General features: G+C 45.5%; 10 protein-coding genes and 1 other RNA gene. All 11 read left to right on the plus strand.

Features of this window, described 5'->3' with window-relative positions; all coding sequences use genetic code 11:
• Position 1: 1 nt before the first annotated feature.
• The 11 genes from gpmI (at position 2) to CXK86_RS26100 (ending at position 12,202) form a co-directional block, all read left to right on the plus strand.
• Positions 2-1,546, plus strand: coding sequence for a 2,3-bisphosphoglycerate-independent phosphoglycerate mutase (gene gpmI / locus CXK86_RS26050; RefSeq protein WP_101314808.1), 1,545 nt, complete (start codon positions 2-4; stop codon positions 1,544-1,546).
• Between the two features lie 239 nt (positions 1,547-1,785).
• On the plus strand, positions 1,786-3,072 hold the full coding sequence (gene eno / locus CXK86_RS26055) for a phosphopyruvate hydratase (RefSeq protein ID WP_036616228.1): 1,287 nt from the start codon (positions 1,786-1,788) through the stop codon (positions 3,070-3,072).
• A gap of 211 nt (positions 3,073-3,283) precedes the next feature.
• Positions 3,284-3,517 (plus strand): preprotein translocase subunit SecG, encoded by a 234-nt coding sequence (gene secG / locus CXK86_RS26060; protein WP_036616231.1) that lies wholly within the window; start codon positions 3,284-3,286, stop codon positions 3,515-3,517.
• A 560-nt stretch (positions 3,518-4,077) separates the two neighbouring features.
• A complete protein-coding gene (gene rnr / locus CXK86_RS26065; RefSeq protein ID WP_101314809.1) occupies positions 4,078-6,873 on the plus strand; it encodes a ribonuclease R in 2,796 nt (931 codons plus the stop codon).
• A 260-nt stretch (positions 6,874-7,133) separates the two neighbouring features.
• Positions 7,134-7,616, plus strand: coding sequence for an SsrA-binding protein SmpB (smpB, locus tag CXK86_RS26070; protein WP_036674736.1), 483 nt, complete (start codon positions 7,134-7,136; stop codon positions 7,614-7,616).
• 589 nt (positions 7,617-8,205) lie between these two features.
• Positions 8,206-8,570: a transfer-messenger RNA gene (gene ssrA / locus CXK86_RS26075) on the plus strand.
• 87 nt (positions 8,571-8,657) lie between these two features.
• A complete protein-coding gene (locus CXK86_RS26080) occupies positions 8,658-8,855 on the plus strand; it encodes a hypothetical protein (protein ID WP_101314810.1) in 198 nt (65 codons plus the stop codon).
• On the plus strand, positions 8,848-9,420 hold the full coding sequence (locus tag CXK86_RS26085) for an ATPase (RefSeq protein ID WP_101314811.1): 573 nt from the start codon (positions 8,848-8,850) through the stop codon (positions 9,418-9,420). The genes CXK86_RS26080 and CXK86_RS26085 overlap by 8 nt, the downstream gene beginning before the upstream one ends.
• 545 nt (positions 9,421-9,965) lie before the next feature.
• Positions 9,966-10,892: a metal-dependent hydrolase gene (locus CXK86_RS26090; RefSeq protein ID WP_180361872.1), complete on the plus strand. Its 927-nt coding sequence runs from the start codon at positions 9,966-9,968 to the stop codon at positions 10,890-10,892.
• Between the two features lie 131 nt (positions 10,893-11,023).
• A complete protein-coding gene (locus CXK86_RS26095; RefSeq protein ID WP_101314813.1) occupies positions 11,024-11,731 on the plus strand; it encodes a uracil-DNA glycosylase in 708 nt (235 codons plus the stop codon).
• Positions 11,732-11,839: 108 nt separating this feature from the next.
• Positions 11,840-12,202: a hypothetical protein gene (locus CXK86_RS26100; RefSeq protein ID WP_101314814.1), complete on the plus strand. Its 363-nt coding sequence runs from the start codon at positions 11,840-11,842 to the stop codon at positions 12,200-12,202.
• Positions 12,203-12,541: the final 339 nt, after the last annotated feature.

Consider the following 12,541-nt stretch of genomic DNA (forward strand, 5'->3'; position numbering starts at 1 on the left):
GATGACAGCTCCAAAACCTGTAGCACTGATCATCATGGATGGCTTTGGTCTGCGTAACACGGTGGAAGGCAATGCGGTAGCGCAAGCCAAGAAACCGAACTACGACCGTTTCATGAGCCAATTCCCACATACAACGCTCACTGCTTGCGGTGAAGCTGTAGGTTTGCCAGAAGGGCAAATGGGAAATTCCGAGGTAGGTCACCTGAACATTGGTGCCGGCCGGATCGTATACCAGGATTTGACCCGTATCTCCAAATCCATTCGTGACGGCGAGTTCTACGACAATGAAACACTTGTCAAAGCCGTTCGCGAAGCGAAACAAAGCGGCAAAAAACTTCATCTCTACGGCTTGTTGTCTGATGGCGGCGTACATAGTCACATCGACCACCTGTTTGCTATGCTAGATCTGGCCAAAAAAGAAGGAATGAATGATGTATATATTCATGCTTTCATGGATGGCCGTGATGTTATGCCAGACAGTGGTAAAGACTTCATGCAGAAACTGATCGCCAAGATTGAAGAAGTCGGTGTAGGTAAAATCGCTACGGTTCAAGGTCGCTATTACGCGATGGACCGTGACAAACGTTGGGAACGGGTTGAGAAATCATACCGTGCCATCGTTTATGGAGATGGACCAAAATACACTGACCCACTCAAAGCGGTTGAAGAATCGTATGAGAAATCCGTATTTGATGAATTCGTTGAACCAACGGTTATCGTCAAAGCGGATGGTGAGCCGGTAGGTTTGGTTGAGAGCGGCGATTCCGTTATCTTCCTCAACTTCCGTCCTGACCGTGCGATCCAGTTGTCGCAAGTATTCACGAACCAGGATTTCCGCGGTTTCGAGCGTGGTCCGAAGTTCCCTGTGGGCTTGCACTTTGTATGCTTGACTTTGTTCAGCGAGACGGTTGAAGGTTATGTGGCTTATTCGCCGAAGAACCTCGACAACACCCTGGGTGAAGTTCTGGTACAGAACAATAAAAAACAACTGCGTATTGCAGAAACTGAGAAATACCCGCACGTTACCTTCTTCTTCAGCGGCGGTCGTGATGTGGAGCTTCCGGGCGAAACTCGTGTACTGATCAACTCACCAAAAGTTGCAACGTATGATCTGCAACCAGAGATGAGCGCTTATGAAGTAGCTGACGCATGTGTTCGCGAGATCGAAGCAGACAAACATGACGCCATCATTCTGAACTTTGCTAACCCTGATATGGTTGGACACTCCGGCATGCTGGAGCCTACCATCAAAGCGGTTGAAGTAACAGATGAGTGCATGGGCCGTGTTGTGGATGCAGTACTTGCCAAAGGCGGCGTTGTACTGATCACGGCGGATCATGGTAACGCGGATATGGTGTTCGATGAGAAAGGACGTCCGTTCACAGCTCATACAACGAACCCGGTTCCATTCATCGTTACTGATGCAAATGTAACGCTGCGTGAAGGCGGAATCCTGGCAGATATCGCGCCAACGATCCTTGACCTGATGCAATTGCCTAAACCGGCTGAGATGACAGGTACATCCGTTATCTCTACCCGTAAATAAGTTGCGCAACAACATATATAATTGGACGGTTTGGCGTTTGCACATTGAACGAAGACAGCAGAAATAGTCTGAAGAAGCAAAGCGCTCGCCTTTATCACATGATTTCAACTTATGAAAGTAAGTTCATAGAAATCAGGGGATAACAGCGATCAGAAGACGATTCTGCTGACGTAGTGAAATAAGGGCAAACACAAGTTGGTCCCAAAATTAAATCCCAACTATAAAGGAGATTATCACAAATGACTATTATTTCTGACGTGTACGCTCGCGAAGTCCTCGACTCCCGCGGTAACCCTACAGTAGAAGTTGAAGTATACCTGGAGTCCGGCGCAATCGGACGCGCAATCGTTCCATCTGGTGCATCCACTGGTGCCCACGAAGCAGTTGAGCTTCGCGATGGTGACAAATCCCGTTACCTCGGTAAAGGCGTTCTGCAAGCTGTTAAAAACGTAAACGAAACAATCGCTCCAGAAGTTATCGGTATGGATGCATTGGATCAACTGGGTATCGACAAATTGATGATCACTTTGGATGGTACGCCAAACAAAGGTAAACTGGGCGCTAACGCAATCCTGGCTGTATCCATGGCAGTAGCTCGCGCAGCTGCTGACGCTCTGGACCTGCCATTGTACGTTTACCTGGGCGGATTCAACGCTAAAGCATTGCCAGTACCAATGATGAACATCATCAACGGTGGTGAGCATGCTGACAACAACATCGACGTTCAAGAGTTCATGGTTCTTCCAGTTGGAGCACCAAGCTTCAAAGAAGCTCTTCGCGTAGGTGCAGAGATCTTCCACAACTTGAAATCCGTATTGAGCTCCAAAGGCTTGAACACAGCTGTAGGTGACGAAGGTGGTTTCGCACCGAACCTTGGTTCGAACGAAGAAGCAATCACTACAATCATCGAAGCAATTGAAAAAGCTGGTTACAAACCAGGCGTTGACGTATTCTTGGGTATGGACGTTGCTTCCACTGAGTTCTACAAAGATGGTAAGTACACACTTGCTGGCGAAGGTAAATCTTACACTTCCGCTGAGTATGTTGACCTTCTGGCTTCATGGGTTGAGAAATACCCAATCATCACAATCGAAGACGGTATGTCCGAAGATGACTGGGATGGTTGGAAATTGCTCACTGAGAAATTGGGAGACAAAGTACAACTCGTTGGTGATGACCTGTTCGTAACAAACACTGAGCGTCTGGGCAGAGGTATCAACGAAGGTATCGGTAACTCCATCCTGATCAAAGTTAACCAAATCGGTACATTGACTGAAACATTTGATGCAATCGAAATGGCTAAACGCGCAGGATACACAGCTGTAATCTCTCACCGTTCCGGTGAGTCCGAAGACAGCACAATTGCTGATATCGCTGTTGCAACTAACGCTGGTCAAATCAAAACGGGTGCTCCTTCCCGTACTGACCGTATCGCGAAGTACAACCAATTGCTCCGCATTGAGGATCAACTGGGTGAACTGGCTCAATACAATGGTCTTAAAGGATTCTACAACCTTAAAAAATAAGCTGGATATCCAGCTTTTACGGGCAAGCCGGGTAACCGGCTTGTCTTTTTTATTGCAACGAAGTAATGGTATAACGTAAGGATCACGCAGATGGTGAAATTTAGGGCATTGTATAAACTGTACTACTTGTAGTACAACCATAGCTATGTTACAATTAAAGTAACTGTTTTTATGGTGAGATGTATGCCCACATGGGTAGGAGGTGGAAAGAATGGATATTGCTTTGAAATTGCTGCTCGTTGTTTTCTCGATCGGTCTAATCACTGTAGTATTGCTGCAGCACGGGAAAAGCGCTGGTTTGGCGGGTGCCATCTCCGGTGGTGCGGAACATCTTTTCGGTAAAACGAAAGCGCGCGGATTGGATCTCTTCCTGCAACGTGCAACGGTGGTACTGGGTGCAGGATTTATGATTTTGTCTATTGTTGTTACGGTGGTTTCCAAGTAAGATTCGGAACTGCTGTTCAATGAATAGCTTAAGCTAATGGCTTAATTGATGAACCTTCGTTTCGTGAAGAAACGGGGGTTTTTTAATAAATTCTTACGCGTCCAAACTTTTCCAACAATTTAATCTATAGACTCCATGATTTTCGGTCTTCTTCTCACTTCTGTTTGGTTTTCCTTCCTTAACATGCAACACACCCCTATCATGTATGGTATGTCCCTCGCTTATTCGTTACGCGAACTCACTCCCTATAATGAATGTCATGTGTACAGAAAATTTTCGGATGTAGTCCTTTTCCAGATGCGCACAGCACGTGTATCGCATAAAATGCTGTAGAGATACGTGAAAGCGTGATTTTAGAGGAGCGCCCGGCAACTGTGGTTTTTTTGCGAGGTACGGATGGGCCGGATTGAATTCGTGTATACTAGGGTATGAGATAGTAGGGATGCACTACTACACTCTTCACGACAGTGACATGGTATTGCATGAAAATGGTAAGTATTCCGATACATAAAGAGATGAGACTTGATTACACTTTTATGTTTCCCGAGGTGAATATATTAATGATAACAGAACAACAATTGCTCGACTTTATGCGGGAAACCGCTTATAAACCAATGACTTATCAGGAGTTGGAACAGCACTTCGCGATCGAAGATGCAGCTGATTTCAAAGCCTTTTTGATTATGCTTAATACGCTGGAGGAATCCGGCAAAGTTTTGTTGACCCGTAACAATCGCTATGGCATGCCAGAGCGCATGGATTTGGTACGCGGACGTTTACAAGCTCACGCCAAAGGGTTTGCTTTCCTCATTCCTGAGGATCGGGAGCACCCGGATGTGTACATTCATGCCAATGATATGAAGAGTGCGATGAATGGTGACACGGTATTCGTTAAAGTAACATCGCAAGGACCATCTGGCGGTCGCCTGGAGGGTGAGATTGTTCGTATTGTTAATCGCGCTGTGACACAAGTGGTTGGTGTATTCCAAAGCCATGAAGTGTACGGCTTCGTCATTCCCGATGACAAACGGATTAATCGCGATATTTTCATCCCGCGTACCAACTTTGCAGGGGCTGTTGATGGACAGAAGGTCGTAGCAAAGATCGTCAGCTACCCAGAGGGTCGTGCTGCAGCTGAAGGTGAAGTGATCGAGATTCTCGGTCATAAGGATGAGCCGGGTATTGATATTTTGTCCGTTATTCGCAAGCATCAGCTGCCTGAAGCTTTCCCGGATGAAGTAGTAGAAGAGGCGGAGAAAGCACCAGACTCCATCACGGATGAAGAGATTGTACAACAGGGTCGTCGTGATCTGCGTGGACTTAACATTGTTACGATTGATGGCGAAGATGCAAAGGATCTGGATGATGCTGTAAATGTAGAGAAGCTGCCTAACGGTAACTATCGTCTGGGTGTTCATATTGCCGACGTTGGCTATTATGTGCAGGAAAATTCCAAGCTGGATCAGGAAGCCTACAACCGTGGATGCAGTGTGTATCTGGTGGACCGGGTTATTCCGATGTTGCCACAGCGTCTGTCCAACGGGATCTGTAGTTTGAACCCGCAGGTAGACCGCTTGACTTTGTCTTGTGAGATGGAGTTTAACGACCAGATGAAGGTTGTGAAACATGACATTTTCACGAGTGTAATCAAAACCAAAGAGCGGATGACGTATTCCAACGTTCGCAAAATCCTTGAAGGTGAAGAGCCGGAATTGCTCGAGCGTTATAAGGATCTGGTGGATGATTTCCATTTGATGAAAGAGATCGCCTTGAAGCTGCGTGCCATGCGTATGCGCCGTGGTGCGGTTGACTTTGACTTTGAAGAATCCAAAATCATTGTGGACGCAGAATGTAAACCGGTAGATATCGTGAAACGGGAGCGTTCTATAGCGGAGCAAATCATTGAGGAGTTCATGTTGGCAGCGAACGAGACAGTGGCAGAGCATTTCCATTGGTTGAAGGTTCCGTTCATTTATCGTGTGCACGAAGACCCGGATCAGGAAAAACTGCAAAATTTCCTCGCCTTTGCGGCGAATTTCGGACACCAAGTCAAAGGACGTGGCAACGCAATTCATCCACGTGCACTGCAATCGTTGCTTGAGGATATTAGCGGTACGAAGGAACAGACCGTGATCAGTACGATGATGCTGCGTTCCATGAAACAGGCGAAGTATGATTCCGAAATGTCGGGTCACTTTGGCCTGGCGGCAGAATTCTATAGTCACTTTACGTCTCCAATTCGTCGTTATCCCGATCTCGTCATTCACCGAGTGATTCGCGAAGTGATCGAGAACAAAGGCGCTTTGCCGGAGAACCGTCAGGAGTACCTGGCTGGACGCATGGCCGATATTGCGCAGCAATCTTCGGAACGTGAACGTGTGGCGGTAGAAGCTGAGCGGGATACAGAGAAGATGAAGAAAGCCGAGTACATGCTCGATAAAGTAGGCGAAGAGTTCGAAGGCATGATCAGCAGCGTGACCAGCTTCGGTATGTTCATTGAACTGGAGAACACCGTTGAAGGTCTGATTCGCCTGAGCGCGCTTACGGACGACTATTACCATTTTGACGATCAGCATATGGCTCTGATTGGTGAACGTACCTCGAAAGTCTTCCGCATCGGTGATGAAGTGAAGATCCGTGTGGCACGTGTAAGCATGGAAGAGTATACGATTGATTTTGAAATGGTAGATATGAAACCTCGCGGTGAACGTCCTGGCGGCTTCGGTGGCGGACGTGGCGGTAAAGGTGGACGCCCAGCAAGTGGTGGCGGTCGCGGCGGTGTCAAGGGTGGACCGGGTGGTTTCAGCGGTTCACGTGGCGGCAAAGGAGGCTCATCCGCTGCTGGAGCCAGCCGTGGTGGCAGATCAACGGAAGAAAGCAGCAAAGGTGGACGTGGCGGTCGCGGTGGAGCAGCGAGTGCAGGCGCGGGCGCAGGCTCATCTGGTGGCTACGCAGGTAAAGGCGGCGGCAAACCAAAAGGTGAGCGTCGTGCTGGTGATGCTGGAGGATCAACTGGCCGAGGCAAAGGTGCGGTGAGCTTTGGTTTTGGCTCAGGTAAAGGCGGATATAGCTCTACATCGGGTGGATCGGACAGTAGTTCAACCGATGGACAAGGAAGTGGCCTGAACAGCGGCAGCGGTCGCGGTGAAGGAAGCTTTAAATCCGGCAAGGGCGGCAATAAAGGTGGCAAAGGCGGAAGTGGACGCAAAAACACTTCGCCAAGCGGCGTATTTATTGGAGAGAATGCAACTCCTGGTGGCGCTCAGGAAGGCGGAGCACCACGACGCAAGCGGAAGAAGAGCAAAGGTGCAGCTGGTAACGGCACGGCAGCTTTTGTACGGAAAAAGAAAAAATAAAGCTAACGTAACTTGGAGAAACGGATTACAAGTCGTTCCTCCAGGTTAAGCGTTGGAGAAAATAGTCACTTTAGCCGGTGTGTTGTTTCGCACAGTCTGAAAGTGGTGTAATGAGGAGGGGCGGCAGAGGTCGCCTCTTTCTTGATTTTAACAGCCGTACTTGCTACAATTAGGGTCTGGCACGTGGTACCTTGGTGCAACATTGGGTGCGCTGCTATAGAGCATGGTACCGGCTTATTTTACGGAGAAGGAGTGAGGACATGGGTAAGAATGATGGACAGAGTAAAGTGCTCGCACAGAATAAAAAGGCTTCCCATGACTACTTCATTGAAGATACGTATGAAGCGGGCATGGTGCTTACCGGAACGGAGATCAAATCTCTTCGTAACGGCCGTGCGAATATTGGTGATGCATTTGCCACGATTCGGAACGGTGAGATTCATATTCACAATATGCATATTAGTCCTTTTGAACAAGGGAACCGAAATAATCCGCTTGATCCAACACGTACGCGCAAGTTGTTGATGCATAAAGTGCAGATTCACAAGCTGCTCGGGCTGTCGAAACAGGATGGGTACAGCATTGTTCCGCTGAAAATCTATATCCGCAATGGTTATGCAAAGCTTTTGCTCGGACTGGGTAAAGGTAAGAAGCAGTATGATAAACGTGAAACTGCCGCGAAGCGCGATGCACAACGTGATATCCAACGGGTACTGCGCGAGAAGCAGAAGGTTGCGCGTTAAGTGGAGCGCTGGGCGTAAATGCTTTACTTTTAAGTGTATAAGATAGTTTTTTATGATGAAGCTAGGAAGATTGATGTATGAGTTAAGGAGTCTCAAGGTTTGTCCTGCAATGGGCAAGATTGAGGCTTTTTTTATTTGTGTTTGGGGAAGGTGATTTGATGTGAATAGCCGAAGTGTGCAGTTGGCTGATTTTTGTTGTGTGTGACTAAGAAAATTGCCAGGAGCATGGAGAGTGCGGTGATGAATTTAAATTATCAGCTGTTGCGTAGTTTATCAGGCGCGTGGGTAAAATACTAAGGTACAGTTGTTCGTGAGCCGATCTGGGTAAACTTTACTTCCGATTGGCGACGCGGTATAATATGTAGACGATTGAGCCTGTTGTATTGGATAACCTTGTACACATGCTCAGCCTGCTGGAATGTCTTCCAGCAATCTGTACTATTTCGGTGATGTGTCCTGTGTTATGATTACTCATGTAGCAGACTGGAATGCCGAGTTTGAAAGAAGCATCTTTTTACCTTGGAGGAAAAAGATGTGCAGCACCTTTGCTCCGTATTCACGGATTAATCCTGGAGCCCTTCTTCATTGAGGGGGCGTTTATGGATTCGACGGGGATAGTTCGAGCATGGGTAGCGGGTAGTGGGGACGCGTCCGCTTTATCAACGCTAAAGCCTATTAAACGGCAAACAACAAACAAACTACGCTTTCGCAGCCTAAGAAACTGTGTGCGTGCTTCTACCCTGCATCGCCCATGTGACAGGGATAGGGGCTAACTAGTAGTGGGATACGCTGTCACATCTCCGCCTGGGGTGTGCTGAAGAAGACAATCAGGCTGACCCAACGTATAGCCGGTTACGGGGCGATACTCGGGTGACATCAAAACTGTGACTACACCCGTAGAAGCTTATGTGCCGTTATCTTCGGACAGGGGTTCGACTCCCCTCGCCTCCATTAGAGTCAAGAAACCATCAACCAGTAATCTGGTTGGTGGTTTCTATGTTTATGATATAATAAGCATAAATTTAGATTGGGGGACTCAAGATGTTGGAAAATCGAGAACAGCTCCAAGAAATTTTAAATAAAGCCAATCAACATGCACGGAAACAAGCTAAAGAATCAGGTGCCTCTATTTATTATATAAAGAACAACAAACGCGTTCGTGAGGATGCTGAAGGAAATAAATTTGAAATTATATTTGATGCTACTGGGAAACGCCAGGAGTTTGAGTATCATGAGTGAAATCAGACCAGTTATGACTGTGTTTGCTGGAACCAATGGAGCAGGGAAAAGTACACTCAGTATGCAAATGAGAGAGTGGCTTGGTGAACTGGTTGATCCGGATCAAATTGCAAGAGAGTTGAAGCCAGAGAATCCGCGCAGTGCTGATCTGTCTGCTGGCAGGGAAGCTGTGAAAAGAATCAGAACTCTCATTAAAAGTGGTGTAAACTTCGCTATTGAAACGACATTGTCCGGATCATTTGTTTTAAAACATATGGAAATTGCTAAAGAAAAAAGTTGCGAAATCGTCGTATACTATATCGGCCTTGAGGATGTTCAAATGCATATAGATCGTGTAGCCTCTCGTGTTGAACAAGGCGGACATTGGATCGCAGAAGAAGACATTCGTTATCGATATGGTCAGTCATTGAAGAACCTTAAACCGGCTCTAGCCATCGCAGATCGGGTTATCATCATTGATAATACATACGAGCCTTTAATTGTTGCAGAAATCATACAGGGTGATTTGATCTACTGTGTTGAGTCCATACCTGCTTGGGCTAATCCTGTTCTTGTGGGTTACTGACACTCGGGTGACATCAAAACTGTGACTATACCCGTAGAAGCTCTTGTGCCGTTATCTTCGGGTCAAAGGCTCGATACCCCCTCACCTCCATTAAAGTAAGCAAAATCCACCAACCATTGTTCTGGTTGGTGGATTTTTATTTTATGATATAATAACCTAAATTATATAAATGGAGGAAATAGAGGTATATATAGGTCGAAAGCAGCTTCCAGAAAGTATATCAGGTACATTTAGGTTCTGAAACGTATATAGGTATCTATAGCCTGCTTTAGCTAGACCAGATTATGATAATAGAAAATACATACGGACCATCCATTGTTATAAGGATTTTTAATAGCTTGTGGATCCCACTTTTGTGGAGCAGATGCTGGCTTGGTACGCGAATTTAGATCTAAGAAAGTAGATTGGATACATCCAAACGGAGACTACTCCCTGCAGACCTTTGGAAAAGGTTCGACTCTCAGGGTCTTTTATATGAAAAAATAATTTATAATATTTAACATTAAATACAATATTTATAATAATAGAGTAAAGGAGTAGGTATTTTGGATCCGTACTTATATTTGTTGTTTCATCTTCTATCACATGCTCTTCTTGGGGCGGTAATTGCATACTGCTTTTTGCCAAGGGATACATGGAAAAATCTTATAATATGTATATGTTCGGGTGCTCTGTGTGGAATAATTCCTGATATTTTTGGGGATAGAAGTGTAGCTCCGTGGTCCCATTCTATATTGTTTACACCCCTTTTAGCTTTAGGAATAGCATATTTGACAAAACTGTTCTATAAAAAGACAAGTTTCAAATTAATCTGGGGATCTTCTATTTTGTCTGTCTTGTTTGGACACTTATTTTTAGACTATATGGGACATGATTTACCAGCATTCTATCCCTTTAGCGATAAATCATATATTATGGGGGCCATTACATTGGGAGATCCATGGATTTGGTTTCCGTTAATTATTGGTCTTGGATTGAGTATTTTTTTGAGGAACAAGCCTAAATTACCCGTAATTATTTCGATACTATTTATAGTGGTATATTTAGTTTTTCGAGTAATATCCAAAGAAATAATCGAGCACAAAGTTCAAGTTCAACACCCGGTTCCTGAAAAGTCATATATTATAGTGGAGCCCAATAGTCATTACGAATTTCCTTTAGATCCCAGAAAGTGGTTGGAGTTCAGGTTTCGAGTCATCAGTCCTCATTTCTCTAAAGTTGGTGATGCGGGTATACTGGGAGAGAAATCAGACAATCTATTCTGGTACGATTTTTATCCAGTAGCCTTTGAGATTAATTTATCAAGAGGGAAATACGTTTTAATAAATTCACAGAATTCTAAAGTTGTCCTATCTGTTACTAAGGAATGGAAAGAAGCGGGTTCTAACTTTATTCAGGGAAAGTATGATGGAAACATTTTTACCTACAAAGAAACCACCAATGGTCAGTGGGAAGAAGTTATACCACAATAGTTTTCTACAGTTTCTATCCACCATCAACCAGCGTTCTGGTTGGTGGTTTTTCTGTTTATGATATAATCTTTGTAAAATAAGCTGAAGCAAGCCCAATTTACTCCGTAATCTCCCAAAGGAGGCAAAAAAACATGAGCCAAACGCAGCAACAGATCCGCGAGTTTGTTGCAGGGATACAAGCATATGCGTCGCCAGTAAATGTGATTAATCCCTGGAGAGATTATGTGACGGGCTATGATATCGGCCCCGAAGCGGTGAAAATTCGTTCGGAACATTTGGTCAGGTATTTGGAACCGAGAATGTCCAAGGCTCGGTACATTTTTATTGCTGAAGCTGTGGGATATCAAGGGGCGAGGTTCTCCGGCGTACCCTTGACGTCCGAGCGAATGGTTACCGGGAATCACTCGCTGGTGAATCACCAGATGATTTTTTCAGGTGAGCCGGGTGTCCGAACAAGCCTGCCCAATATCGTCAAATCTAACCGGAGTCAGGCACTGTATGGATTTGCAGAACCGACAGCATCCATCATATGGGGCGAAGTGTTATCCAGTTCAAGGTGGAAACCAACGGACTTTATATTTTGGAACATCTATCCCTTTCATCCTTATCAATCTTCTGAAAAAAAGATGACGAATCGAACGCCGACTTTGGCAGAGTTGGAGGATGGTGTGGTATTCGCCAGACAGCTTATGCAACTGAATCCTGATGCTCAGATCGTGGCTATTGGCAGAAAGTCAGCAGACATGTTAAGCTCCCATCTCATTAAACATCACCATGTTCCTCATCCTGCAAATGGAAGGGCAGTACAATTCCAAAAAGCAGTAAGGTCAATGATCTAGCCCATTTTGAACTGGAGGAATGTAAGGCTAACATATGCATTTTTATCGTTCAAATGCCCTACACATAATGTAATGTCCTATCATATAAAGATTGGTTGGTGAAGCTAAATGAGTGAAAAATACTGGCTTGTGGTGCAATATCCACTGAAGAGCGCGCAGGGCGGCAAACGAGATCATTGGTTGAAGGAAAAGGTGATGGAATATCTGGAAACTGTTCTGACCCAGGCGGAGTTGGGAGAGGTGGATGGATGTGACCTGGGCAGCCGTGTGGCTGATCCGAAGGAATATGTAATGAACATTTTCTGTGTGGTAGCGGACGAAGATCGGAGCATAGCGCTAGTTAAAAAAGTGCTGAGAGAGAGTCGGTTGGATTATACCCGCATCCAAATCGCTACGATGCCATATGGCACAGAAGGAAGCTACACGCTGAAATATGCCTCCAAAAAAGGCGTTACCGAATTCTCGCTTTGATCACGATTCGCTGTTTCTTACCATAATGAACTCTTTACTTGTCCTGCCCGAGGGCAGTTTTCCCCCGACACTTTCCCTACTTAAATTCATCATACGAGAAAACGATAATTGGATTTTCCCAACCTTAACCACTCGATCAACACTCTGTAAGTAGTAAGAATGATGCCCGTAGATATCGTAATCTTGCTCAAAAGTATGCCATATCAAGGTAGACGTTTATCATCGTCTTTTGTGTATTCAGATCCTCTGCCCCTCCCCCCCGCTTCACTCTCCATCCGGCAAAACCACAACTTATTATCTGTACCTCCAAAATTTTATAAAGCAGTGCTCCTTGCGGCT

Origin of the sequence: Paenibacillus sp. BGI2013 (assembly GCF_002843485.1) — a bacterium.
In the GTDB taxonomy this organism is placed as follows: Bacteria; Bacillota; Bacilli; order Paenibacillales; family Paenibacillaceae; genus Paenibacillus; species Paenibacillus amylolyticus.

Excerpts from the sequence above, each read along its gene's own strand:
- gpmI (WP_101314808.1), top strand. The coding sequence starts at position 2 with ATGACAGCTCCAAAACCTGTAGCACTGATCATCATGGATGGCTTTGGT.
- eno (WP_036616228.1), top strand. The coding sequence starts at position 1,786 with ATGACTATTATTTCTGACGTGTACGCTCGCGAAGTCCTCGACTCCCGC.
- secG (WP_036616231.1), top strand. The coding sequence starts at position 3,284 with ATGGATATTGCTTTGAAATTGCTGCTCGTTGTTTTCTCGATCGGTCTA.
- rnr (WP_101314809.1), top strand. The coding sequence starts at position 4,078 with ATGATAACAGAACAACAATTGCTCGACTTTATGCGGGAAACCGCTTAT.
- smpB (WP_036674736.1), top strand. The coding sequence starts at position 7,134 with ATGGGTAAGAATGATGGACAGAGTAAAGTGCTCGCACAGAATAAAAAG.
- CXK86_RS26080 (WP_101314810.1), top strand. The coding sequence starts at position 8,658 with ATGTTGGAAAATCGAGAACAGCTCCAAGAAATTTTAAATAAAGCCAAT.
- CXK86_RS26085 (WP_101314811.1), top strand. The coding sequence starts at position 8,848 with ATGAGTGAAATCAGACCAGTTATGACTGTGTTTGCTGGAACCAATGGA.
- CXK86_RS26095 (WP_101314813.1), top strand. The coding sequence starts at position 11,024 with ATGAGCCAAACGCAGCAACAGATCCGCGAGTTTGTTGCAGGGATACAA.
- CXK86_RS26100 (WP_101314814.1), top strand. The coding sequence starts at position 11,840 with ATGAGTGAAAAATACTGGCTTGTGGTGCAATATCCACTGAAGAGCGCG.